This is a genomic window from Butyrivibrio sp. MB2005 (assembly GCF_000424285.1).
Taxonomy (GTDB): Bacteria; Bacillota; Clostridia; order Lachnospirales; family Lachnospiraceae; genus Butyrivibrio.
In genome coordinates this window covers 119,290-145,736 of record NZ_AUJP01000016.1, presented here as the reverse complement: position 1 = coordinate 145,736, position 26,447 = coordinate 119,290, and the positions used below count along the sequence as shown (strand labels likewise).

General features: G+C 41.8%; 21 protein-coding genes. 19 read left to right on the top strand and 2 right to left on the bottom strand.

Features of this window, described 5'->3' with window-relative positions; all coding sequences use genetic code 11:
- Nucleotides 1-427: 427 nt before the first annotated feature.
- Both G610_RS23750 and G610_RS0109935 read right to left on the bottom strand, forming a co-directional pair.
- Entirely contained in the window at nt 428-1,543 is a 1,116-nt protein-coding gene (locus G610_RS23750) for a glycosyltransferase (protein WP_035797337.1), read from the bottom strand.
- A gap of 1 nt (nt 1,544) precedes the next feature.
- Entirely contained in the window at nt 1,545-2,657 is a 1,113-nt protein-coding gene (locus G610_RS0109935) for a glycosyltransferase family 1 protein (RefSeq protein WP_026524663.1), read from the bottom strand.
- 149 nt (nt 2,658-2,806) lie between these two features.
- Between G610_RS0109935 and asnB (G610_RS0109930) the strand changes: the two genes are divergently transcribed.
- From asnB (G610_RS0109930) to G610_RS0109840, 19 genes are read left to right on the top strand one after another with little or no spacing between them, the layout of a single operon-like run.
- The gene (gene asnB, locus G610_RS0109930; RefSeq protein ID WP_026524662.1) at nt 2,807-4,753 is read left to right on the top strand and encodes an asparagine synthase (glutamine-hydrolyzing); all 1,947 of its coding nucleotides are present in this window, start codon (nt 2,807-2,809) and stop codon (nt 4,751-4,753) included.
- 12 nt (nt 4,754-4,765) lie between these two features.
- On the top strand, nt 4,766-6,061 hold the full coding sequence (locus tag G610_RS0109925) for a glycosyltransferase (RefSeq protein WP_026524661.1): 1,296 nt from the start codon (nt 4,766-4,768) through the stop codon (nt 6,059-6,061).
- 27 nt (nt 6,062-6,088) lie between these two features.
- Nucleotides 6,089-7,603, top strand: a complete 1,515-nt coding sequence (locus G610_RS0109920; protein ID WP_026524660.1) for an MBOAT family O-acyltransferase — start codon at nt 6,089-6,091, stop codon at nt 7,601-7,603.
- Nucleotides 7,604-7,647: 44 nt separating this feature from the next.
- Nucleotides 7,648-8,742, top strand: coding sequence for a hypothetical protein (locus G610_RS0109915; protein ID WP_026524659.1), 1,095 nt, complete (start codon nt 7,648-7,650; stop codon nt 8,740-8,742).
- 24 nt (nt 8,743-8,766) lie between these two features.
- A complete protein-coding gene (gene asnB / locus G610_RS0109910; RefSeq protein WP_026524658.1) occupies nt 8,767-10,719 on the top strand; it encodes an asparagine synthase (glutamine-hydrolyzing) in 1,953 nt (650 codons plus the stop codon).
- A gap of 23 nt (nt 10,720-10,742) precedes the next feature.
- Entirely contained in the window at nt 10,743-11,885 is a 1,143-nt protein-coding gene (locus G610_RS22160; protein ID WP_051197916.1) for a glycosyltransferase family 2 protein, read from the top strand.
- Nucleotides 11,882-12,751: an alpha-1,2-fucosyltransferase gene (locus tag G610_RS0109900; RefSeq protein ID WP_026524657.1), complete on the top strand. Its 870-nt coding sequence runs from the start codon at nt 11,882-11,884 to the stop codon at nt 12,749-12,751. The genes G610_RS22160 and G610_RS0109900 overlap by 4 nt, the downstream gene beginning before the upstream one ends.
- Before the next feature lie 51 nt (nt 12,752-12,802).
- Nucleotides 12,803-14,620, top strand: a complete 1,818-nt coding sequence (locus tag G610_RS0109895) for an ABC transporter ATP-binding protein (RefSeq protein ID WP_026524656.1) — start codon at nt 12,803-12,805, stop codon at nt 14,618-14,620.
- A gap of 9 nt (nt 14,621-14,629) precedes the next feature.
- Entirely contained in the window at nt 14,630-15,673 is a 1,044-nt protein-coding gene (locus tag G610_RS0109890) for an alpha-1,2-fucosyltransferase (RefSeq protein WP_026524655.1), read from the top strand.
- A gap of 16 nt (nt 15,674-15,689) precedes the next feature.
- Nucleotides 15,690-16,445 carry a DUF5672 family protein gene (locus tag G610_RS0109885; protein WP_242829635.1) on the top strand — a complete coding sequence of 252 codons (756 nt, stop codon included), beginning with the start codon at nt 15,690-15,692 and terminating at the stop codon, nt 16,443-16,445.
- A complete protein-coding gene (locus G610_RS0109880) occupies nt 16,435-17,385 on the top strand; it encodes a glycosyl transferase GT17 family protein (RefSeq protein ID WP_026524653.1) in 951 nt (316 codons plus the stop codon). The genes G610_RS0109885 and G610_RS0109880 overlap by 11 nt, the downstream gene beginning before the upstream one ends.
- A gap of 7 nt (nt 17,386-17,392) precedes the next feature.
- Complete coding sequence (locus tag G610_RS0109875) at nt 17,393-18,577, top strand: hypothetical protein (RefSeq protein ID WP_026524652.1); 1,185 nt, start codon at nt 17,393-17,395, stop codon at nt 18,575-18,577.
- Nucleotides 18,561-19,970 carry a sugar transferase gene (locus tag G610_RS0109870; protein WP_026524651.1) on the top strand — a complete coding sequence of 470 codons (1,410 nt, stop codon included), beginning with the start codon at nt 18,561-18,563 and terminating at the stop codon, nt 19,968-19,970. The genes G610_RS0109875 and G610_RS0109870 overlap by 17 nt, the downstream gene beginning before the upstream one ends.
- A 28-nt stretch (nt 19,971-19,998) precedes the next feature.
- Nucleotides 19,999-21,009, top strand: a complete 1,011-nt coding sequence (locus G610_RS22155; RefSeq protein ID WP_051197915.1) for a glycosyltransferase family 2 protein — start codon at nt 19,999-20,001, stop codon at nt 21,007-21,009.
- 23 nt (nt 21,010-21,032) lie between these two features.
- A complete protein-coding gene (locus tag G610_RS0109860) occupies nt 21,033-22,433 on the top strand; it encodes a DUF3329 domain-containing protein (protein WP_026524650.1) in 1,401 nt (466 codons plus the stop codon).
- Complete coding sequence (locus G610_RS0109855; protein ID WP_026524649.1) at nt 22,414-23,415, top strand: glycosyltransferase; 1,002 nt, start codon at nt 22,414-22,416, stop codon at nt 23,413-23,415. Before G610_RS0109860 ends, G610_RS0109855 begins: the two co-directional genes overlap by 20 nt.
- 3 nt (nt 23,416-23,418) lie before the next feature.
- The gene (locus G610_RS0109850; RefSeq protein WP_026524648.1) at nt 23,419-24,657 is read left to right on the top strand and encodes a polysaccharide pyruvyl transferase family protein; all 1,239 of its coding nucleotides are present in this window, start codon (nt 23,419-23,421) and stop codon (nt 24,655-24,657) included.
- Between the two features lie 2 nt (nt 24,658-24,659).
- On the top strand, nt 24,660-25,574 hold the full coding sequence (locus G610_RS0109845; protein ID WP_026524647.1) for an alpha-1,2-fucosyltransferase: 915 nt from the start codon (nt 24,660-24,662) through the stop codon (nt 25,572-25,574).
- A 58-nt stretch (nt 25,575-25,632) separates the two neighbouring features.
- A complete protein-coding gene (locus G610_RS0109840) occupies nt 25,633-26,442 on the top strand; it encodes a DUF4422 domain-containing protein (RefSeq protein ID WP_035792237.1) in 810 nt (269 codons plus the stop codon).
- Nucleotides 26,443-26,447 lie beyond the last annotated feature (5 nt).

Below are 26,447 nucleotides of genomic sequence, written 5' to 3'. Positions count from 1 at the left end.
AATATCTTAAGAAAAGTATTCCCAAAGGTAACCCAATGGGATAGGGGCATAGTGGACATGCCCTGTTCTTTGGGATGCGTTAAGCATCCCAAAGGTTCATGCCGCTCTGCGGCATAACAGAAACCACTTCCGACATAGAGTCGGTGGAGGTAGTTCATTCTGGATGGGATATATGTATCGGTATATTTCATATACCAGAGAAGTATCAACTAAATTTGTTATGGACTTATTCGCGTATAAGCAACTGAATGATGTATATTACACTTTTCATACTCAGGATCCGGAATGGTGCATCAGAAGCTTGCTTGATATCAATGATTTAGATGATGATATTTTTGATTGCAATTTGCGGTTAAAAAAGACAATAAAAGATAAAGGCGTGTATTAAACTTGTTTGTTTGAAATGTACAAACAAGTTTGATTTGCTTTATGCCCTTTTGTTTTTTAATTTTGTATTTATAAAATCTTCCCATTCCTTGCAGATTTTGTCCGGATTAACCTTGGATACCACATTCTTGGCGTTATTTCCAAGAGTATCTGCGAATTCTTTGCTGTTAAGGATTCGAAGCATGGCATCAGTTAAAGCCTTCTCATCGCAAACCGGTGTAAGGATTCCGGATTTTCCGTCGTCTATCAGCATGCGGGATCCGCCGCAGGGGCAGTCCGTTGAGATACTGGGGATGCCAAGAGCCATTGCCTCTATAAGGGCATTTGGCATGCCTTCAAAATCCGAGGAAAGTACGAACATGGCAGAGCCGATGATTTCGTTTTTAAGATTAGAGCTTGGAGGAAGAATGAAAACCTTCTCTTCGAGATGGTTCTCTCTTATGTATGATGTAAGTCCATCCAATATGCCACCTTCCTGAGAATCACCATAGATATACAGGGAATAATCAGGATAGTCCTTTGTGATATTGTTAAATGCCTTAAGAAGAAGCAGCTGATTTTTCTGATCGGAGATTCTTCCCACATTTACGATTTTCTTTGAATTATCGACTCTTCCCTCGGAGCTATTCGTATCCGCATTAAGGTAATTTTCATCTATAGGATTAAAGATAATTGTTGACCTTTTCTGGAAGTCCTCTGAGAAATAATGCATAGCATCCGGTGTCTGGAAGACGCAGCCCACTGCCTTTTTCTCCATGTACCTGGTTGCGAGCTTATGAGGTGCATAGTCAACCTCCGGATTGTTGCGGACGGAAACTATAAGAGGAGTGCGTGTCCCAAAGAGACTGAAGGCACTTCTGAAATTGGCCTTTGCACAAAATGAGATTACAAGGTCAGGCTTCTCTTTCTTTACGCAGTTTCGTAATTTAAAAAGTCTGGTAAAGGCCTTCTTAATTCGCCCTGCCTTCTCTTCATTCTCGGTTAAGCCAACGGAGATACGCCTTACCTTGCTTGAAAGCTTATATTCATTTTCCGAAAACCACTGGGTTGCAACGATGACGTCGTGACCTGCATCAGCAAATTTCCCCGAGAGGATGCTGACTACATGCTCTGCGCCGCCGCGGCCCATGCTGTTTAAATGAAAAAGAATTTTCATGTTAATGTTGCCCCTTGTTTTTTACAAGATCTGACAGGAAATCCTCATACCAGCTAACAAGCTGCTCAAGGTCGTAGCCATGTGAACGAATGGATTCACGCTGGCAGGATCTGTCTGATTGCTCATTTTTATTTCTTATACTGATGGCTTCATCAGCCCAGCTCTCTGCTGAGTCGGAAAGAGATTTCCTTGTGATAAGCCCATCTGTCACAGATACATTCGGAGTGATGGTATCTGATATCAGCATGGGAAGTCCGCTTACCTGCGCTTCTATCAGAGTCAGCGGAAGTCCCTCAAAAAGTGACGGGAATATCATCGTATCGAAAGCAGAAAAGAAAGCCTGCGCATCATGGCGGATTCCGGTCAGGATAACCTTTGTAACAAGATTAAGGGATTTTATTTTTTCCTGAATGTCCGGTTTAAGGTCCCCTTCGCCAAGGCATATAAGTATAGCTTTATCGTCTTTCTCGGCGATCTTTGCAAATACATCTATAAGGAAAGTGTGGTTCTTGGATGCAATGAAGTTGGCAATATGTCCGTAGATATGCTTGCCTTCAAGATTAAACTCGCGGACTATCTGCTCTTTATATTCATTCCTGAACTCAAACTTATTAAGGTCGATTGCATTGTTTATTACTTCAAAGCTCTTATTTCCATACATCCACTTACCTGCATTATCAGAGCACGCAAGCCTTACATCCGTGTTCTTAATAAGAATAGGTCTGCTTAGGAAATGTGCAAGCTTCTTGGGATCAGTCTCATTATGTGAATGACAAACCGTTATTGCCCCCGCCTTTTTCGCTACCATAAGCTGTGGTGCCACAAGCGAATTAGCAGTATGACGAATGACTATATCATAGCCTTCTGCATTAATAATATTGCTGAGCTTATTGAAATTCTGGATAGGATGAGACATCATCCTGGGTAGCTGGAACACCTTTCCTCCAAGCTCCCTGATTTTGTCATCATACCCGTTTTCTTTTACAACATGAACAGCAAAATCAAACTGAAACCGTTCCTTATCTATGTTCTCATAGATATTCATTATGAAGTTTTCCATCCCTCCTGGGTACATAGCTCCCACAATGTGAAGAACTTTGATTTTTCTGTCCATGATAACCTCAATTGATATTCGCTGCTGTTACCATCTTGACCGGTACAGATATTTTATCATCGCCGGCAAGATGGCAACTGAAAAGTCGTTTGCTAAAAAAGTAAGAGTAGTATAACATATTTAAAGGATAATACATAGAAGGAGCGCCTATGTGCGGAATCTGCGGATATATTTCTAAAAACAGAATAACAGAAGATGAGCTGCGTGCCATGAATGACACCATAATACACAGAGGACCCGATGATAGCGGCGTCGAGTTGTATCCCGGTAAGGATGGATACGTAATAGGCTTTGCTCAGAGAAGACTTTCAATCCTGGATCTGTCACCCCTTGGACATCAGCCAATGACCACGACAGATGGCAGGATTTCTGTCGTTTTTAATGGAGAGATTTATAATTACCGGGAGCTGAAAAAGCAGCTTTCGGATTACCCTTACAAATCAACCTGTGATACAGAGGTTATTCTGGCTTCTTATCTTAAATGGGGCAGAGATTTTGTAAGGCACATCCATGGAATGTTTTCCATAGCTCTTTACGACAGAGAAAATCAGGACGTTCTTTTTGCAAGAGACAGGATAGGTAAAAAGCCACTGTATTATTGGCTTGAAGATGGCAACATCGTATTCGGTTCAGAGCTTAAGCCTATAATGAAGTGCCCGGGCTTTAAGGGACAGATAAGAACATCCATCATTCCAAGATACCTCTATCAGCAGTATATAAATGCACCGGAGACCATTTTTGAGAACGTTTATCAGGTTGAACCGGGGCAGCTTGTTATTTTCAATCAGGGAAATATCACTAAGGAAAAATATTGGAGCATCAGGGATGCTTATAAAGATAATGTAAATAAAAAGGTAGAAAGCTACGAGGAAGCCAAGGAAGGTCTTAAAAAGCGCCTTAAGAAGTCTGTAGCTGACAGGATGATTGCAGATGTGCCCCTTGGAACATTTTTATCAGGTGGCTATGACTCATCACTTATAACGGCTCTTGCTCAGGAGAATTCTGAAAGTCCTGTTAAGACCTTCAGTATAGGTTTTAATGTTCCGGAGTATAACGAAGCTGAGTATGCAGCAGGAGTTGCAAAACATCTTGGCACCGAGCACACAGAGCTTTATATAGATGAATCAGAGATGATCGAGCTTGTGGACAGCATTCCTCAGTATTTTGATGAACCCTTTGCGGACGAGTCAGAGATACCCACAATGCTGGTTTGCAAGCTGGCGAGGCAGAAAGTGACTGTGGCCCTTTCCGGGGATGGCGGAGATGAATTCTACTGCGGCTACAATATCTATGACAGAGCAGTACAGGCAAAAAAGCTGGACGGCATAGGAGTTGTTGTTAATGCCGTTGGTCAGATTCCGCTTGGTAATGAGAAGCTTCTTAGAAAGTTTCCCTACAGCGTTCAGGCAGTTGCTGATAACAGAGATCCTGAGACTAAGACGCAAGTTTCTGCACCCAAATATATCCCTGCAGCCCATGCCTTTATTTCCGGCAGGGAAGAGATGGACCAGCGGATGACATATGCACAGTATATGAGCAGGGATTTCCTAAAGGATGGTGTTTTCCCCTGCAAGTATCCCGTTGAATCCTACTATGATGTGGAAAACTGGCAGGTTCGAAGGATGCTCCTTGATATGGATACATATCTTCCAAGCGACATTCTGGTCAAGATGGATAGGGCAGCTATGAAGTATTCTCTTGAGTGCAGATGCCCTATTATGGATACGGAGGTTATGGAATACAGCTTCCGCATTCCTCACGAGTTTAAATATAAGGACGGCGTAAAGAAATATATCCTTAAGGATATCGCCTATGACTATATTCCAAGAGAGCTTTTGGACAGACCAAAGAAGGGCTTTAGCGTTCCCATGGATGTATGGCTTCGCGGTCCATTAAAAGACAGACTCCTTGATTACAGTAATGAGAGTTTTCTTAAAAATCAGGGAATATTCGATGCGACCTACGCATCAGGTTTTGTGAGAGATTTTCTTGCAAAGGGAGATGGGGGCTCCGGCAGCGGCGCCAATTTCTCCAATATCGCATGGAGCTTTTTCATATTCCAGCAGTGGTATGAGAAGCATATCTACCAAAGTTAACGAGAGGTATTTATGTCCGCAAATATGGATTCTGGTAAAAAGCATATAGCAATGTATATCGGATCCCTCAATAAGGGCGGTGCCGAGCGCGTTATGTGTAACCTTGCAGAGTATTTTTATAATGCGGGCTATCAGGTTACGCTTGTGACCACATACCTTGCGGATGATGAGTATGAAGTTGCGGACAGAAAGTGGGAGCCTGTAATGGAAAAGGACAAGGCGGATGAACCCGGACGCCTTATAAAAGTCCTGAATATGGACGAGCACATAAAAACAGTCCGTATGAAATCTTCTGAGGAGCCGGGAATAGACAGAGTTTTCACGGCTCTTATGCCTGATGAAAAGGGCAAAAGAGTAGCGAATTTCAGAAACAGAGTAAAGAAATTAAGAGATACCTGGAAGAGCTTAAAGCCTGACCTTATCCTTTCTTTTCTTGGAAAAAATAACTGCATGGCGATTTATTCGGCAAGGGGCCTGGGGATTCCTGTAGTTGTTTCTGTAAGGTCTAATCCCTCAAGGGAATATGGATCAAAGGGACTTAATCTGGCCATGAATATGCTCTTTCCAAAGGCAGCAGGTGTTGTAGTTCAGACAACGGGAGCTGCAGAGTATTTTAAGGACTGTATCAGGAAAAAGTGCTGGATACTTCCAAATTCGATCAATCCTTCCTTTATGAAAGGTAATATAGTTCCTTTTTCCGAAAGAAAAAATACAATCGTCTCGGTTGGAAGACTTGATGATAACAAGAACCAGATACTCTTGATAAGAGCCTTCGGGAAGATCATGGATGAGTTTCCTGACTACAGGCTTGTTATTTACGGTGATGGCCCATCAAGGAAGAAATTTGAGAAGGAAGCTGCCGGGATAGAAGCCGCCAGAAGCGCAGGAACAAGCGGCTCAAGCGATGACCATACAGATGGAAACCGCATCGTTTTCATGGGGAATGTCAGCGGCGTTGCGGATAAAATTCGTGATGCGAAGATTTTTGTTCTGACATCTAAGCAGGAGGGTATGCCAAATGCCCTCATTGAAGCCATGTCCATGGGACTTGCCTGTATATCCACAGACTGCCCCTGCGGTGGTCCAAGAGACCTTATAAGAGATGGTGAAAATGGTATACTTATTCCAATGGGTGAGGATTCCGCCATGGAGGATAGTCTCGCTAAGGCACTTAGGAGTCTTATAAGTGATGCAAAAAAGTGCGAAGCTATGGCAGATGCTGCCCTGGCAGTAAGGAAGGATTACAGTCCTGAAAAGATCAATTCCCAGTGGAAAGAGTATTTTGAAGGACTGATGAGAGATACTTAAATTATTGAAAGGCTAAGATAAGGAAAAGTGCAATTTAATTCTTTTATTTTCATATTGTTCTTTTTGCCCATCACTTGCCTTGGGTATTATTTACTGAACCATTTTGATAGAGAAAAAGAGGCTAAAGGCTATCTTCTTCTTATGTCCCTGTGGTTTTACGGATATTTCAACGCATCATATCTTGTGATAATCTGCAGCAGTATCTGCGTGAATTTCCTTTTGTATAAGAAAATGCAGACTGCAAAATCCCGCAGGCCCTATCTTATTTTGGGACTTTTATTTAACGTCGGACTTATTTTCTATTTTAAATATTACAATTTCTTTTTACAGAATCTAAACGATGCCTTTAAGACAGACTTTGTTTTAAGGACAATAGTCTTGCCCCTTGGCATCAGCTTTTTTACCTTTCAGCAGATATCATTTATCGTGGATGCATACAAAGGGGAGGCCGTAGGCTATTCCTTTTTGGAATATGCGCTTTTTGTGTCCTTTTTCCCGCAGCTTGTGGCAGGACCTATCGTGCTTCATTCTGAGCTGATTCCTCAGTTCAGGGATAAGACTAGACACAGGGTTAATTTTGATAATCTGTCCAAGGGCATAATGCTTTTTTCAAGAGGTCTTGCTAAAAAGGTTCTTATTGCAGACACCTTCGGTAAAGCAGTAGACTGGGCTTTTGCACAGGCAGCTGTAGTTCAGGTGGGAGAAGGCGCTCTCACAAGAGCAGAGATCATCATTTTGATGCTGTCCTATACCTTCCAGATCTACTTTGATTTTAGCGGTTACAGTGACATGGCTACAGGCCTGGGGTCTATGTTCAACTTAAAGATTCCCATGAATTTCAATTCGCCCTACAAGGCCCTGTCCGTTGCAGATTTCTGGAAGCGCTGGCATAAGACACTGACAAGGTTCCTTACAACCTACATATATATTCCTCTTGGAGGAAACAGAAAGGGTAAGCTTAGAACCTATTTAAATATAATGATCGTATTCACCATCAGCGGAATTTGGCACGGTGCCAACTGGACCTTCATTTTATGGGGAATACTTCACGGACTGGCACAATGCTTTAATAAGCTTACTCATGGTATTTACGAAGCTGTGTATAATGCTGTTTCTAAGAGCTTCCTTGGAAAAGCAGGTGCAGCTCTCATAAAAACAGTTCAGTGGATCGTAACCTTTGCATTCTTAAATGTGACATGGCTCCTCTTTAGAGCAAATTCTGTTACAGAGTGGGTACAGATATTAAAGCGTCTCTTCGTTCTTAATCTTGATGTGAGAGATGGCATGCTTGAAGCCTTCCGTATACCGCGCTTTAGATATGTGATGTCTGCCATAGGACTTTCCGCAGAAGACCACGCTGTACTTTTAGCTTGTATGGTTATTATGATGGTACTTGCTCTTTGCCTGTGCCTGCTATTTAAGAATAATTATGAGAGAAAATATGAGTTTAAGGTATCATCCCTTGCTTTTACCTGGGTACTTATTGTGACCTGTGTTATTTCTCTTAGCTCTGTTTCAACATTTTTGTATTTCAATTTCTAGATGTTCGCCTATAGTTTGTGTGTGAACATGGAGTGTAAACTGATATGACTGGAAAAAGATGGTTTATTTCCATATTGATAGCGAGTGTTATAGCGCTCCTGGCCATCGCCGGATGTGTCTTTTGGACAGATCCTTTTTTCCATTACAGAAAACCAAATGAAAGCTTTTACTATATTCTGAATGACCAGAGATCCCAGAATGATGGCATAACCAAACACTTTGACTATGACGCCATTATTACAGGAACCTCAATGGCTGAGAATTTCAGGGCATCGATGTTTGATGAGCTTTTTGGGACAAACTCCATAAAGGTTACATATTCAGGTGCTACCTATAAAGAGATAGACGATAATCTGGAGGTAGCATATAAAACAGGTCACAGCCCAAGGTATGTGCTAAGGTCACTTGATTATACGCTGCTTGTAAGGGATAAGGATGAACTGAGGCTTGATATGGGCGAGTATCCTGAGTATCTGACTAATAATAATCCCTTTGATGATGTAAAATATCTTTTGAACAAGGATGCTTTTCTAAGGTATTCTCTTCCCGTGCTTTACAGATTTATAAAAGGCGAACCGGGAGGCCATACCAGCTTTGATGAATACAGCTATTCTGCGGTAAATTATATCTATGGAATAGGGGCAGTTCTTGAGGGCAGAGAAAAATATGGCGAACCTGAGAGCATACTGCCTGTATCTGATGAGGAGATAGCGCTTCTTAAAGGGAACATGGAAGAGAATGTTGTAGAGCTTGCAAGAAAGCATCCGGAGACCACGTTTTTGTATTTTTATCCTCCATATTCAATGGCATATTTCGGAGGACTGTTAGAGGCAGGTGAGCTTGATAAGGAGCTTGAATATAAAAAGCTTGCGACACAGATGATGCTTGAATGCGACAATATCCATGTCTACAGCTTTACTATGAATACAGATATTACTTCAGATCTTGACAGATACAGAGACAGGGGACACTATGAACCCTCAGTTAACGACTGGATAATAGAGAAGATAGCAGCAGAGGAACTTTCAGAAGGCGATCAGTACATAAACAGGATCACCAAAGAAAATGCGGATGAATATTTTGCTGCTGAGAAAGAGCTTCTTGAAGCATTTGATTATAATAAGATGATTGGCAAATAACAAAGGAACCATGAAAGGAATTCTATGTGCGGAATAGCTGGACTTTGCGGATATAGCGGCGATGCTGAAAAGAATATCAAAAGAATGAATGACAGACTTTTTCACAGAGGTCCTGACAGCGGAGATATCTGGAACAGCCCTGATGATATGGTGTGGCTTGGTCACAGAAGACTGTCCATAAGAGATTTATCTTCAAACGGATCCCAGCCCATGCGTTCAAAGAGTGGTAAGTATGTGATCGTATATAACGGCGAGATCTACAACGCCGATAAGCTCTCAGACCTTCTTATGGGAAAGGGCTTTGTTACAGCCTTCAGAGGAACCTCCGACACAGAGGTTTTACTTGAAGCCATTGAGCATTTAGGGCTTAGTGAGACTTTGAAATTCTGCAAAGGAATGTTTGCTCTTGCGGTTTATGATCTTGAGACCCATGAGCTTTGCCTTGCAAGGGACAGGATTGGAGAAAAGCCCCTTTACTACGGCTTTGTAAATGGCAATTTTGTTTTTGCTTCTGAGATTTCTGCTATTAGAGCCATAGAAGGCTTTAAGAACAGGATATTTGAGGAAGCCCTGAACCTGTACTTTGTTCATGGCTATATTCCTGCACCTTATACGATTTACCATGATATCTATAAGCTTGAGCCGGGAACCATACTTCGTATCACAGCGCCTTTTTCATATTTCAGGCCCGTTCATGAGGATGATGACGAAGGAAAGCTTACAGGAATACAGAGATCCGGTGGCGAGTACAGGTTTGAAACCTACTACGACATAACAGAGGTTGCAAGAAAAGGTCAGGAGAATCTTTTCAAAGGTACTGCTGAGGAGGCAGCAGATGAGCTGGAGCGTCTCTTAAAGGAGTCCATAAAGGGACAGCTGGTATCTGATGTGCCTGTTGGTGCCTTTTTATCAGCGGGAATAGATTCAAGTACTGTGGTATCCCTTATGCAGGAGGTTGCTGAGGGAAAGGTTAAGACCTTCACCATAGGAATGGAGGATCCAAAATATAACGAAGCTGAGGTTGCAAAGGAGATTGCAAAGCACCTTGGAACAGAGCACACAGAGCTCTATATCACAGAAGCAGATGCCAAGGCTGTTATTCCAAAGCTTCCATCAATATACGGTGAGCCCTTTGCTGATTCATCACAGATTCCCACATATCTTGTAAGTAAGATGACAAGGGACCATGTAACAGTATCCCTTTCAGGTGACGGCGGAGATGAGCTGTTTTGCGGCTACAGATCCTATGAATCCGTTCAGAGAATATGGAATAAGATGAAGAATATTCCCGGCGGCATGAGATACGGCGCAGGAAAAATGCTTCAGCATTCAAGAGCTGCTAAGAGGGATGATGTTTTCAGAGATAAAGCAAAGCTCCTTCAGGCAAGAAGCCCGGAGGATCTCTACAGAATCCAGTTCGAGATGGCCCCCGGTGCTCTTAATATCGCAAGAGAAAAGAGCATGCCTCCCTATAAGCTAAGTCTTGCCGAGGGTGACGGACTTAGGGAAGTAAATCATGATATAATGCTTATGGATATGAGGATGTATCATCCCGATGATATCCTTGTTAAGGTGGACAGATCCGGCATGGCAGTTTCCTTAGAGAGCAGAATACCAATGCTTGACAGGGATGTAATGGAGTTTGCATGGAGTCTGCCGCTATCACTTCTTAGAGATAAAAACACAGGTACCGGTAAGATGGTACTTAGAGATGTACTTTACAGACATGTACCAAGAGAGCTGGTGGACAGACCAAAGAAGGGCTTTTCAATACCTGTTGCCAAGTGGCTTAAGGAAAAGGAGCTCCGTCAGTGGGCAGAAGACATGATTTCTGCAGAAAAGCTTCAAAGAGAAGGCTTCCTTAATCCCGAGGCAGTAGCTAAGGTATGGAAGAATTTTGCCGATGAGGGCGGACAGTGGCAGCCTCTTATCTGGTATATTTTGATGTTTGAGCAGTGGCTTTCGGAAAATAACTAATTAGATTAAATGTAGGCGCATAAATGGAAGAGAAAAATCATTACATGGAAGAGATTCCCATAATAAAACAGAATACGCTTATATCCGTAATAGTTGCCTGTTACAATGTGGAGGAATTTTTGCCAAGATGCATAGAATCCATAATGGCGCAGACCTACAGGAATCTTGAGATAATCCTCATCGATGACGGCGCAAGGGATAACACTGGTAATATCTGTGACCACTATAAGACTCTTGATGAGAGAATCGTTGTGGTTCATCAGACAAACGGCGGAGCTGCTATAGCAAGGAATGAAGGCATAAAGATTGCTCATGGACAGTACATCGGCTTTGTGGACGGCGATGATTACATAGAGCCCTACATGTACGAGTATATGCTTAGTGCCATGGTGACTGCAGACGCCGAGCTTTCTGTTTGCAGATATTTTGAAGACAGTCAGGAAGATCTGAAAAAGACCAGGACCTATAGGAAAAAGGGACTTGTTCATATTAAGGATGACGGAAAAGCAAAGGAGATAGTAGAGAGAGGAGTACGACTCCTTGAACTTACTGGGGAAGAAGCTCTTAAGAATTATGTTGAGGAGAGCGATGATATAGTCATCAGAAATGCTCCCTGGAATAAGCTCTATAAAGCCGAGCTTCTGGACGAGACCTCTTTTCCCATTCAGAGATACTACGAGGATATCCTTTTTTCAGCAAGGGTTCTCGCAAAAGTGAAGAAAGTGGCATATATTGACACACCTTTGTATCATTATATAATAAACAGAAAAGGTGGGGCCATGGGCGCAGGCCTAAGAAAAGAGATTCTCACAGAGCAGATTCCTTCGTATCATGCAAGGAGTGAGCTCCTTGAGGAGATCGGAAGGCGCGACCTTGCTGCAAGCCATGATTACATGGTCTATAAGAAGCTTCTGCTTTTATATACCGAAGCCAGAAGAGATAAGACCGGAGAAAAAAAGAAATTCATGGAGCCTCTGGCAGAGGAGATCAGAACCTGTGCAAATCAGATGTACAGGGTATTTTCATGTGATATAGCTGATCCGCACCAGAAAATGAGAATGGAATTATTTTTAAAGAACCCCAAGTTTTACGATCTGTTCATGGATCTGAATGAGGGGGTAGTTTTGCCTTTACGTCAAAAGTTTAGTGGGGGACACAAAAAATGATAATAATAAGGCTAAAAGGCGGTCTTGGAAATCAGATGTTCCAGTATGCCCTTTACCTGCAGCTCAAGGCACTTGGAAAAGAAGTTAAAATCGACGAGGTAAATGGTTTTAAGGATGATCCGCAAAGAGATCCCGTCCTTTTTGACCTGTTTGGGATCACTTATGATACGGCCACAGATGAGGAAGTAGTTGAGATTACTGATGCTCATATGGACCTTCTTAGCAGGATCAAAAGAAAATTATTCGGAAGAAAGTCCGCAGAATATCAGGACAATACAGGTAATTTTGACCCCAAGGTTTTTGAAATGGACACAGCATACCTTAACGGTTACTTCCAGTCTGATAAGTACTTTACAGACAGGAATGTCCTTTCAAGGCTCAAAAGAGAATTTGAGATTAAGCCTGAGGACTGTCTTACAACCTCCAAATCCTGGGAGATATACAGACAGATCCTGCAGAGTAATTCTGCCAGCATCCATGTAAGAAGAGGCGATTACTTAGAGCCCGGAACAGTGGAGACCTTCGGCGGAATTTGTGATGATGACTACTACAAGAGAGCCATCGACACATTGATAAGTAAGTATCCGGATGTAGAGTTTTTCATTTTTTCAAATGATAATGAATGGTACGAGACCCATGTATCAGGCGATAGATTCCACTATGTAGAGACAGGTGAAGAGAAGGAGGACGTAGCGGATCTCCTTTTGATGAGTCTTTGCAAGCACCATATCCTTGCAAATTCAAGCTTTAGCTGGTGGAGTGCATGGATGAATGATGCACCGGAGAAGACGATACTTGTGCCTCCGAAGTGGCTTAACAACAAGCCCATGGAGGATATTTATACAGAGCGAATGATTAAAGTGTGAAGATATATGTCTTTGCATGGATGTTATTCCATCTGACATTTAAGGAGTTATATGAGTTTAGGAAAACCCTCTGAAAATAAGGCGGAGAACCTTAATCTTTTTCAGAAGATCAATTATATTTTTGATACAAAACAAAAGAAGTATCTGGTACTTCTTGGATTTATGATACTTGTGGGAGGCGTCTTCGAGACATTCAGTGTCGGAATGATGGTTCCCGTTGTCAGTGTTATTCTTGATCCTGAGTCCCTTCAAAAGGCCATGGATAAAGCACCCTTGCTTGCAAATATAGCTTATGGGATGGGACTTAATACTGAAAAAAGACAGATATGTGCGATACTTGCATTCCTTATAGTTATTTATATTGTTAAGAACGCATATCTTCTTTATCTTACTTATCAGCAGAACACCTTTATTGCAAAAACAAGAAACGACATGATCTCAAGGGTTATGCGAGAGTTTTTGAACAGACCCTATGAGGATTATCTCGGTGCGGATATACCTACGGTATTTAGAATAACTGATAGCGATATACCGCACACATTTTCTCTTATGCTAGCTCTTTTGGGTCTGGCAACAGAGGGAGTTGTTTCCTTATTCCTTGGAATATATCTTATCTATACCAACTGGCAGATGGCACTTCTGATAATCGTTGTACTTGGGCTAATGACGCTTCTTAGTACAAAGCTTATCAAGCCCAGGATGAACAGCATTGGTAAAAAGAATCAGAATATCCAGTCAAGGATTGCCAAGTGGAGAATTCAGGCTATCTACGGACTTAAGGATGTAAAGGTCTTAAACAGACAGGACTTCTTTATAAGAAACTACTATGAGTCAGGCAAAATCGGTGCTGAGACCGCAAGAGACTACACCGTGCTCAACAATTTGCCAAGACTTCTTATTGAGACTGTTTTCATGGTGGCTGTCCTTAGCTACATCATGATCTACATAATTGGCGGCGGTGATGTGAAGCTTCTCATCACACAGCTCACAGCCTTTGGTGTTGCTGCAGTAAGACTTATGCCAAGTGCTAATCGCATCAACACCTACATTACGCAGATTGCTTACGAGGAGCCAAGCCTTGACTTCGTTTACAACAATCTCACAGAGTCCATGAAGTCAGATAAAAAGATGGCTGCTGAGAGAATGGCAATCGCAGGCCCTGCCATAAAGCTTGAGGATAAGATCGAGCTTAAGAATATTACTTTTGCATATCCCGATGCTGAAAAGAACATTTTCACCGGCGCGGATATGATGGTTCCCAGGGGTAAATCCGTAGGAATCATGGGCTCATCAGGAGCCGGAAAATCCACAATCGTTGATATTTTACTTGGACTTTTGCATGTAAAAGGGGGCGAGATCCTCTGCGATGGCAAGAACATTTTCAGTAACTATGAATCATGGCTTGCGCAGGTGGGATATATTCCACAGAGCATCTACCTTATTGATGAATCAATAAGAGACAATATTGCATTTGGTATAGATGCAGCAGAAATAAGTGATGAGAGAATCTGGGAGGTCTGCAGAGAGGCTCAGCTTGAAGATTTCATCAAGAGTCTTCCCGAGGGTCTTGATACCAAGATCGGTGACAGAGGTGTAAGACTTTCCGGTGGTCAGAGACAGCGTATCGGAATAGCAAGAGCTCTTTACCACAACCCTGAGATTCTTGTTTTTGATGAAGCTACCAGTGCTCTTGATAACGAGACTGAGGCAGCGGTTATGGAGGCGGTTAACAGCTTCCACGGCAAAAAGACCATGGTTATCATCGCTCACAGACTTAACACTATTGAGAAGTGCGACATTATCTACGAGGTAAAAGATCAGAAGATAATTGAGTCGAGCCTTGAAGGCAAGACCATTATTCACGGGTGATTGCAGAATATGATAGGAACAGAGTTTATACCGGGTTACGGCCTTGGCAATCAGCTTTTCTTCTATGTGACCACAAGATGCATAGCAATGGAGAAGGGCGTCGATTTCGGCTTTATAAATCCGGGGCAGGTAGGAAATGTTTTTCATTCCAAGCGCGGAATGTACTTTATGGACATCGACCTTGGAACAGAGATACCTGCTGAAGATAAAGCAAAATACACCATAATAAATGAGAAGGACGACCGCCTTTACATGGGTAATTCCAAGCATGATATGGCAAACGGCTGCTATATCTCAGGGGCGGACCCGAGGCTTTTTGAAGTCTCTGACAATACTCTTATCTATGGCAACATGCAGGATGAGAGCTACTTTGAAAAGTACAGGGACAAGATTCGTGAATGGCTCCATGTAAAAGAAGAAGCTGAGTCTTATGAATATACCGCTGATGATCTTTGCATCATAAACATCCGCGGCGGAGAATACACTGATCATCCGGAACTTTATCTGGACAGATCGTATTTTTTAAATGCTATAAAAAATATGAAAAAGATAAATCCCGCAATGAGATTTATGATAGTCACAGAGGACGAGGAAGCCGCAAAGAAGGTCCTTCCTGAGTATGAGTGCCACCATTTTGATATGGGCAAGGATTATGTGACGATAAAAAACGCCAGATACCTTATTTTGTCCAACTCATCATTTTCTATAATGCCCGTGCTTAGTAGCACAGAGCTTAAATATGCCATAGCTCCCAAGTACTGGGCTAGGCATAATGTATCCGATGGATTCTGGTCCTCAGAGCAGAATATTTACAGCTTCTTGCATTATCAGGATAAGAAGGGCAGAATCTGGGAGGCAGATGAGTGCAGGAAAGAACTGGCGGAGTATAAAAAGAGGTCAAGACTCTATGCCAGAAGAAATGAGCGCCCGGGTAAGGTCAGATACTTCTGTCAGATTATCAGAAGAAAATGCCTCTACGGCGTGTTCTATTTAAAGAAGATAGTCAGGTCACTTGAGAGAAGAATTGGAATCATTAAGACCTGGAAACCGTGAAACGGAGATTTGTAAGTTGAAAAAGCTAACGCTGAAGAATGTTACTTTGGCTGCCATGACAAGTGTTAATGTCTATGAGACCGTACAGGCGCTTAAGTACAGTATGAAGGATATCGAGTTTGGCGATGTGGTTTTTATCTCGGATAAAAAGCCCTTTTATCTGCCTGCCGGTATCAGATTCAGTTATACATCAAAGCTCGACAGCATAGATAAGTTCAATTATAAGATGACTTATGAGCTGCATGAGCATATAAATACGGAATTTGCCCTTATAGTCCACGCAGATGGTTTTGTAATAAATCCTGATAAGTGGAGGGACTCATTCCTTGATTATGACTATATAGGATCCCCCTGGCCGCTGCCTGAGAACGATTATGCCTACAGAGATTCTGACGGCAATATCTGCAGGGTTGGGAATTCCGTATCCATCAGATCAAAGAGACTTATGGAATACCCCGCAAAGCACAACTGCGAGTGGGTTCCTGTGGATGATGGATTTTACAATGAAGACATTTTTATCTGCTGTCATCTGAAAAAAGAGATGGAGCAGGAGGGCATACAGATAGCACCCCTTGAGGAAGCGATTTATTTTGCAAGAGAGCACAATCTTCCTGAGAATGCAGGCATAACACCCTTTGCATTCCATAAGTGGAGAGGCGAAAATGGGGACTATCCAAGGTTCTACAGCCCCTATAAGCGATTTAAGATGGCGGTAAGACCGCTGCTTTTCTGGAGAAGGACGAAGAGCTGGAGAGAAAAACATGGTCTATGATCTGATACCTTTTTTTAATGAAATAGATATACTGCAACTTCGTCTGAATGTACTTGACCCTTACGTGGACAAGTTTATAATCGAGGAAGCAACAACCACCTTTTCAGGGCAGCCAAAGGAGCTTTGCTTTGAAAAGAACAAAGAGAAGTTTGCAAAATTCCTTGATAAGATTGAATATATCGTGGTTTCTGAAGATAAGGATTTTGAGGTAACCCATGAAAGGGACTATTTTCAGAAGAACCATTTATTGCAGGGACTTAAGGATGCAACTCCTGAGGATGTGATAATATTTGGAGACTGCGACGAGATTCCTAATCCCAAGGTGCTTACAGAGATAATAGAGCACTTTGATAAGACTTTAGTTTATCATCTTGCCCAGAGGAATTTTTATGCGTTCCTGAATATGGAGGAGTCATCGGGTAAGCTTTTATCTATCACGGGAGAATTCCCGGAGATACCTGTTTCCGAGAGGAAATGGCTTGGAACCAAGGTCTGCAATATAGAAAATATCCCTTCTGAAGGAATAGTAAGACTTCGAGATCTGGTACCGCCTACAGATGAGCGATCTGTAAGAGTAGCTAACGGAGGCTGGCATTTTGGATATATGGGCGGCTACAAGGAATCCAATCCTGTAAAAAGGATCGGTGTTAAGGTTAAGGCTGCGGCCCACCAGGAGTATAACGACAGAGAGGTTCTGGCTGAGACCATGGATCATCTGATCCTTGGAAGAGATATTTTTGGAAGAGATGCCCGATTTACAAGAGTTGAAGTGGATGAAACCTATCCCGGATATTTGAGAGAACATCTCGATGAGTACAGACATCTGTATATGCCGGTGATTACACCTTTTATGAGATTTACCCATAAGTTTGATATTACAGTTGGAAGATTTTGCAGAAAGGCATACCACAAAATTTTAAGGACTCTGAGGCATAGATAGGCGGTTTATGAGTATTACTTCAAGATATAATAACTTTATATCGCGGTTTTCGCCCATCAGGAATTTTGTATTTTATCTGATGCTTACCACAGAACTTCTTATGGCGATTTATGAGAGAAGCGATCTGCCGCTGTCTACTCCAAGTTATGTTTTCAGGGCTACATTTCTGATGACAATGGTGGTTATTCTGCTGACGGAGTATTCTGCAAAAGAGTGGATTGCAATATGCATAACCGCAGTTTTTACATTTTTTTGCTACAGGGTATGTGGGAACAATGATCTTCTAAGAGTGTCGATGTTTGTGATTTCCTGTAAGGGAGTGAATATTAAAAAGGCCCTTAACTACTTTTTTACAGTAAGCTTTATCGGATATGCGGCTATCTTTGTGGCAGCACTTACAGGAATTTACGGCAATATAAGCATCACGGATTATTTTGGAAGGTCAGTTGGAACTGAGACCAGGTATTCCTTTGGATTTGGGCATCCCAATACGGTTCACAGTGTATTGTTTGCTCTGTCCATGCTTGTGATGTATCTCCTTAAGGATGAAAGCAGGAAAAAGAGGAAGATAGCAGGCAGTATAATCCTTGTACTGAATATATTGCTGTTTGTTTTTACGGATTCAAAGACCGGTTTTTTTATAACCATATTTATGTTGATAGGTCTTATTCCGTCGCTTTTATCAGATGATGAGAAGCCGGGGATTTATTATGCTATTGGCGTTGCTGTAAGCGGATTGTCTGTAGTTTTATCTGTTGTTGCAGCAGCTGTAAGTCAGTATGCTTTCGAAAATCCCTTCAGTTTTTCTGCAGCAATTGACAGGATGCTTACCGGACGTATTATAGCTTTTTATGGGAACACACCTGAACATAAGGGTACGATTTCAAGCTGGACGTTGTTTGGAGATTCCAACAGCGGTGAGACGTATTTTGATATGGGATGGGTTAGGCTGTTTTACTGGTATGGAATAATACCAGGTATCATCGTGACAGTGATTCTTTTTATTCTGCTTTACAGAATGTACAGACAAAAGGATTACGACACTTTTGTGATGCTTGTTTCGATGTTTTTATATACAATAGTAGAGGCGACGTATGTTTCGTCATATATCGGCAGGAATTTCATGCTTATGATTTGGGGGGCTTACATATTCTTAGCATGTCGGGAGGAAAAAGATGCAGGGGAAAGATAAGTATTTATTGACGTATCTACTTTGGGGAATAGATATGATCGCAATAGGACTATCATTTGTTATTGCGACCTATGTCAGATATTTTAACTTCAGAGATATGAGGGATAAGTCTACCCATTTCTATATCTGTATCGTGCTGATACTTGTTGGTACCGTATACAACTTCGCACTTGATTACAACAGAGATTTTATTAAAAGAACGGTTTGGCGTGAAGGTACAGCTGTTTTCAAATATGAGATTGCTTTAATTATCGGAACAATTGCAATCGCATATGGATTGCAGCTGGCAGAACAGTTTTCACGTCTTGTTATGTTCTATTTTGGAATCATAGATTATCTGATGACACTTTTGTTTCACCAGCTTTTCAGAAGTATGCTGAAAACCTATTGGAAGAGCGGAGATTCAGCGGTTAAACTTTTGGTGCTGTCTGAAAAAGAGAATCTCATGTCAACCATCAGGCATCTTCAGCACAGAATTGAGATCAACTATTCAATAGTAGGTGCAGTGTGTCTTGATGAGGATATGACAGGAGAGGTTATAAGAGGAGTAGAAGTCATTTCAAACAAAGACGATTTCATAGAGAAGGTTACATCTATTCCTCTTGACGAGGTGTTCATACATACTCCGAATATTTCCCAAAAAGCTCTTAATGATATGATAGAAGCTTTGGGAGATATGGGCGTTACAGTTCACTATTGTATAGAACTTCCCGGTATTTCAGGAAGTACAGAGGTGGGAACCTTTGGAACCTATTCAGTTGTATCTTATATAAACGGAACAGGACGCTACAGAGCTCTTATCTTAAAGAGAGCCATGGATATTACCGGTGCTATTGTGGGACTTGCGATTACTGCTGTAGTCACTCCTTTTGTTGCTCTGGCAATTAAGCTTGATTCTCCGGGCCCGGTATTCTTTTCACAGGTCAGGATCGGCAGAAACGGAAGACGCTTTAGAATCTATAAATTCAGAAGTATGCGTACTGATGCTGAGAAGATCAAGGAAGAGCTTCAGGATCAGAATGAGATGAGTGGTCTTATGTTCAAGATGAAGGATGATCCCAGAGTTACCAAGGTTGGCTCTTTTATCAGAAAGACCAGTATCGACGAGCTTCCTCAGTTCTGGAATATTCTTAAGGGTGACATGAGCCTTGTTGGAACAAGACCGCCCACTGAGAAGGAATTTGAGGAATATAATCAGTATTATCGCAGAAGAATCAGTATGACGCCAGGACTTACCGGTATGTGGCAGGTCAGCGGAAGAAGCGATATCGATGATTTTGATGATGTTGTTAAGCTTGACCTTCAGTATATTGATAACTGGTCCCTTGCGCTTGATATAAGAATTCTTATTAAGACCGTGGGAGTAGTATTGTTCGGAAGAGGCGCAGAATAATCTTTTACCGGGAGGAAATATAATATATATGGCAAAAGAGCTCATAAGTGTCATTGTGCCTGTGTATGGAGCAGAGGCTTATCTTAATAAGTGCGTAAATAGTATTATCAACCAGACTTACGAGAATCTGGAGATAATACTTGTTGACGATGGCTCCAAGGACAGGAGCGGCGCTATGTGCGATGAATTTGCAGCCCGCGATGACAGAATAAGAGTTATACATAAAGAAAACGGCGGCCTCATGAGCGCTTGGATGGCAGGAGTAGAGATATCTACCGGAGCATATCTGTGTTTTGTAGATAGCGATGACTGGATAGAAAACGAGATGATTTCTGACATGGCATCGTATATCCGTGGTAAGGGAGAGATTATCTGCAGCAACTGCCTTTTTGAGCATGACAACGGAAAGCTTGATCCTATTTATCATGGAGCAGCTCCGGGTGAATACACAGGAGAAACCCTGGACAAAGAGATAAAGAAAAGAATCCTTGGCAATGAGAACAGGATCATCACAATGTCCAGATGTATGAAGCTCACCAGCAGAGAGCTTATTACAGATAATATGGGATATTGTGATAAGCGTATCAGAATGGGGGAGGATATGAACATAATGCTCCCTGCAATTCTCGATGCAACTCGTATCTATGTTATGAAGGATGCGTGCTATTATCATTATTACTACAATGATGAGTCCATGGCACATGGGTATGATGCAGGACTGAATGATAATATTGAATATCTTATGGATGCAGTCAGAAAAGTCTTTGCTGATAAATACGATGGTCCTGATGCAGAAGAGCTTATTGAAAAAGAAAATCTTTTTCTTTTCATGTTCCAGATAAAGAATGAATTAAAGAACAGTGCTCCTGACACTACGGGAAGAATCCTTAAGCTGCTTTCCGATTACAATATCAAGGCACGGGTTATGAAAACACCTCTTGTTGTAAAAAACAAGGTTAATCATTTATTATATTTATTAATGAGACATCCGGGAAGGTTTATGGCCTTTGTCGTTGAGACCGGATTCAGATTTAGATAATGTTTGTTTGGGGGAGCAGGTAAATGGCAGCAAATTCAGAAATGAAAAAGAAAGAAAAGATGGGTGTATCTGCCGGTCTTTTTAATGCTGCTACAATACTTTGCTTTATCTCTATTCTTATATATGAATTTCTCACTCCGATGATGATGGATGATATGGGATATTTATCTGAGGTAAAAAAGGCAGGTTCATTTTTTGACCTTTTTGCTCAGGAGAAGGCCCAGTATCTTCGCTGGACCGGACGCTCCGTGGCCCATCTTATGGCCCGCATCATCATGTATATCGATTATCATTTTCTGTCAGGAAACAGGATCTTTTTCAATATTCTTGCAGCCTGCGCTTTTACAGTGCTGACTCGTCTTATCTACAGTAATATTCGCAGAAAAACTAAATATGATGTTTTGGGCTATGTGCTTATAGTTTTGCTCCTTTGGATTTTTGGAATATCCTTTGCTCAGACCATTCTTTGGGAGACCGGAGCCTGCAACTATCTTTTGACCACCACAATAATTCTGGGCTTTATGACCTGTTTTAGAAAAAATGTTGAAAAGCTCTTGGAAGGCGGAGCTGATGATAAGGCTTATCTTAAGGCTATTGGACTTTTCGTATTCGGAATCATTGCGGGATGGTGCAATGAGAACACCAGCGGTGGATGTCTTTTGTTCATATTGTTCTTTACATACCTGTATTACAAAAAGGAGAAAAAAGTAAAGATATGGATGATCTTTGCCATACTTGGAAATATAGCAGGTTTGGCAATGATGGTTCTTGCTCCCGGTAATGCGCTTAGAGCTGCATACAGAGAGGAACTTCATAGCGGTATTTTGGGCATGGCTGCAAGATTTTTAAATATCACACTTGTTGTAAGGGATGAGATGTTTGTTCTTCTGGCGGTGCTGATAGTTCTGATTGTATTTTTGAGGGTATACGGGAAAAGCTTTGAGCAGATATATGATGTGCTCTTATTTGCAGCTCTTTCTCTTATTACCACCTATAGCCTTGTGCTGACTGTTACTCCGCAGAGCAGAGCGCTTTTTGGTGCGGGTATTTTCCTCATAATCGCTGTAGTGCAGGCCTTTAATTATACCTATGACGGTCCTGACTGGACAGAGGTTATACGTAGGTCCGTTATTTATATTGCCTGCCTTTACATGTTTTTTACTTATCTTTCAAGCGGCGCAAGTCTTGCCAGGATATACAGAGAAGAGCAGGAAAGATATGCATATCTTGAGGAATATGCCAAGACCGGGGAAAAGGATGTGGTTGTGCCTAAGCTTAGACCACAGTTTGAGACCAAATACTCATCTGCCTATGACTGCGATATTACCGAGGACTGGCAGTACTGGGTAAATGTTATGATGGCAGAGTATTATGGCTTTAATACACTTGTTGGAGTGGACAGAGATGAATGGACAGAGTATTGAGATAAGTATAATAATACCCGTCTATCAGGCTATTGAATCCCTGGAGAAGTGTGTATCTTCTGTCAGGGAAGCGCTGTCATACTGGGAAGAAGTAAATAATTTGCATGGAGCTTCTCAGATTATCCTGGTGGATGATGGATCATCAGATGGAAGCTCTGATTTATGTGACAGGCTAAGTGGCGAGACTTTGATTGTAGTTCATACGAAGAATTTTGGCGTATCCCACGCAAGGAATGTGGGAATGAAACGCGCAGAGGGCAGATATATTTCCTTTGTGGATTCAGATGATACGGTTCAGAAGGAGTATATTCAAAAGCTCTTTGAAACAGCGAAGTCTTCAAATGCACCGATAGCAGACATGATGGAGGGCAACTTTGAAAGTGCCCTCAGCGGTTATGATTACATCGAAAAAGCAATTCTCTACAGAGATACTCACGTATGGGGAAAGTTTTTTCTTGCAGAGGCGGTAAAAACAGCCGGTGTTAAATTCAAAGAGGGCCTCACTATAGGAGAGGATATGCTCTTTCTTACAGAGCTGGCATTAAAAACAGGCGATGCGACTATAGCAGCATTTGTAACACCTGTTTTGTATGACTATCTTGATAACGATCAGGGAGCCATGAAAAAGAGCTTTAAGGAGAGTTATTTAGATCAGCTGACCTGTTGGAGAGAAGCCGAAAAGCTCCTTAAAGGAAGCGGTCACAAATTCAGCACAGTCGCCTATGACAGACTCTCCGAGATTCAGATGATGTCAGCAATGCTGGTTGCAGGTAAAATCGCCTGCATGGATGATGCATCAAAAGAAAGCGCTGACAGGGATCTGATAAATATGGCGCTAATATCCTGCAGAGAGATGATTGACAGTGCAGAGCGACTTGGAAAGGGCTTTGGCAGACTATCAGCAGGTTACAAGCTGAAAGTTTTACTTTTTAAGATAAGCAGGAGAGCTTATCTTGGATTTTATGGAAAGTGGAAAAGGTAACGGATGAGTAACACAGACAAAAAACAATTGCTATTCTATATGCACGCAGGAAGCGGCAATCATGGATGCGAGGCTATCGCAGTAAGTACGCTTAAGCTGATGGACGGATATGCATCCCTGAGTAATTATGATACACCTGTTATAGCATCTAATGATATCACCCAGGATGATATGTATGGACTTGGCAACCTGGCTACCACAAATAAGTGCAAGCTTGTAGAGGACAGACATATAGACAGGGATTTCATTGCCCATGTGCTTTACTATGGCTATAGAAAAATAACAGGCGACGCTGAATCCTTTTACAGATACAGATATAAGAATGTACTTAAAACTTATAATTATAAAAAGGGAGACGTGGCAGTTTCAATAGGCGGTGATAACTATTGTTATCCTGATCTCATCAAAGATCTGGTGTTATCTCATAATGTTTTTCGCGGACTTGGAATGAAGACTGTGCTTATGGGATGCTCTGTTGAGCCGGAGACTGTACCGGGACTTATATTGGACCTTAATGCCTACGATAAGATAATCGCAAGAGAGACCATCACCTACGAGGGACTCCTTAAGGGAGGTGTGGATAAGGATGCTCTTTTGCTGTGCCCTGATCCTGCCTTTGTTCTTGATCCTGTAAAGGTGAATCTGCCTCAGCTCTTTAACGAGAGGAAGGTTATCGGACTTAATGTAAGCCCTATGGCTGCAGGCAAGGAATCAAGCGCCGGCATAACCCTTGATAATTACAGGGAGCTGATAAGCTATATAATAAATAACACTGACTATGGCATTGCTCTCGTTCCCCATGTGGTATGGAGCAGCAATGATGACAGGGAACCTCTTACAAAGCTTTATAACGAATTTGCAGGAACAGATAAAAAAACACCTGTTGCAGACAGAATAACACTGATAGATGATATGTCTGCAGGAGAGCTTAAATATGTGATTGGCAAATGCGAAGCCTTCGTGGGAGCAAGAACCCATTCCACAATTGCGGCTTACTCACAGGCAGTTCCTACATTGGTTCTTGGGTATTCTGTCAAATCCAGAGGAATAGCAAGAGATCTTTTTGGAACAGAGGAAAACTATGTAATTCCTGTACAGTCTCTTGAGAAGAAGGATGACCTTTTAAATAAATTCCAGTGGATTATGGAAAATGGAAGCAGTATCAGAAAGACGCTGCAGGACAAGATGCCGGATATCAGGGAAAGAGCAAAAGGCAATGTAAGCTTTTTGGATGAGGTATAGGAATGCTGATTATAAATATCGCCGGCGGTCTTGGGAACCAGATGCAGCAGTATGCACTTTACAGAAAACTTCTAAAGGCCGGAGCGGATAATGATATAAGACTTGATGCATCCTGGTTTGAAGCGGATAGTCAGAAGGGAGTCCTGGCAAAGAGAGAATTAGAGCTCCGATATTTTGAGGGACTTCCCCTTCCTCTTTGTACAAAGGAGGAGAGAGCGGCTTTCCTTGACAGAAATGTTGTAATGAAGGTCGCATCAAAGCTTTTACCCGGGATGAATGTCAGATTCACAGAATCAAAGATGTATCACCCGGAAGTGTTTGAGCTTAAGAATAAGTATATAGAAGGTTATTTTGCCTGCCAGAAGTATTATGACGATATTATGGACGAGCTCCGAGAACTTTTTGTTTTTCCTGCAAATCCTGATGAGGAGCTTCATAAGCGTAATCTGGATTTAATGAAAGAGATGGAGCAAAGAGAGAGCGTAAGTGTTCATATCAGGCGAGGAGACTATTTAGACCCTGAGAATGCAGCTCTTTTTGGCGGTATATCAACAGATGAATACTATGAAAGCGCTATGAATTATTTCATGGAAAAGAATCCTGATACACATTTTTATATTTTTACAAATGATCCCGAATACGCAAGACAGAAATATGCTGCCAGGAACAGATATACCATTATTGATCACAATACAGGCAGGTATTCGCTTCTGGACATTCAGCTCATGAGTCATTGCAGGGGGAATATCTGCGCAAATTCTACTTTTTCATTTTGGGGAGCCAGATTAAACGGCAGAAAAGACAAGGAAATGATACGAACTTTTACCATGAGAAACAATCAGCCCTGCGACCCTGAACTTATGCATGACTACTGGAAGGGGTGGATTTTAATAGACAAGGATGGAAAAGTACGTTAAAATAATACGATTGTAGTGCAATTTACAATGGGTACTACTGGGAGAGAGTTTTTTATTCATGTCTGAGATAAAGATAGTTGTTGCGACTACAACTAAATATAGGATGCCTGAAGATCCGGTATATATGCCGCTTCAGGTGGGGGCTTCTTTGAGAAAGTCCGTAATATCCGAATATACTCAGGATAATACGGGAGATAATATATCTGTTAAGAATGCAAGATACTGTGAGCTTACTGGGCTTTACTGGGCTTGGAAGAATCTTGATGCGGATTATATCGGACTCGTTCATTACAGAAGATATTTTGCATCTCCTCAGGCCAGATCTGACTTGGATCCCTTCGATCAGATTGTGGGCGGAGAAGAGGTAAGACGCCTTATGCAGAAATACAGTGTAGTTGTCCCAAAGAAGAGGAAATACTACATAGAGTCCATAGAGTCTCACTATGCGCATACACACTACAAGGAACAGCTTGATGATACTTATGAGATCATCAAGGAGAAATATCCTGAATATGTGGAGTCCTACGATAGAGTAATGGGGCAGACTTCGGGTCACATGTTTAATATGCTGATCATGAGAAGAGATATTCTGGACAGATACTGTACCTGGCTTTATGACATACTGGGCGAACTGGAGAATAAGGCTTCAGTCCGAGACCTTGACTCATATCAGGGAAGATTTATCGGAAGAATCGGAGAGATAATCTTTAATGTATGGTTGGACTATGAAGTCAGGCACGGATTTATTCCTGAATCAGAAATAGCTGAACTTCCGTGTGTTCACATCGAGAAGGTTAACTGGTTCAAGAAAGGTGCTGCATTCCTGGCAGCTAAGCTTTTCCACAAAAAATATGATCATAGCTTTTGATTGAA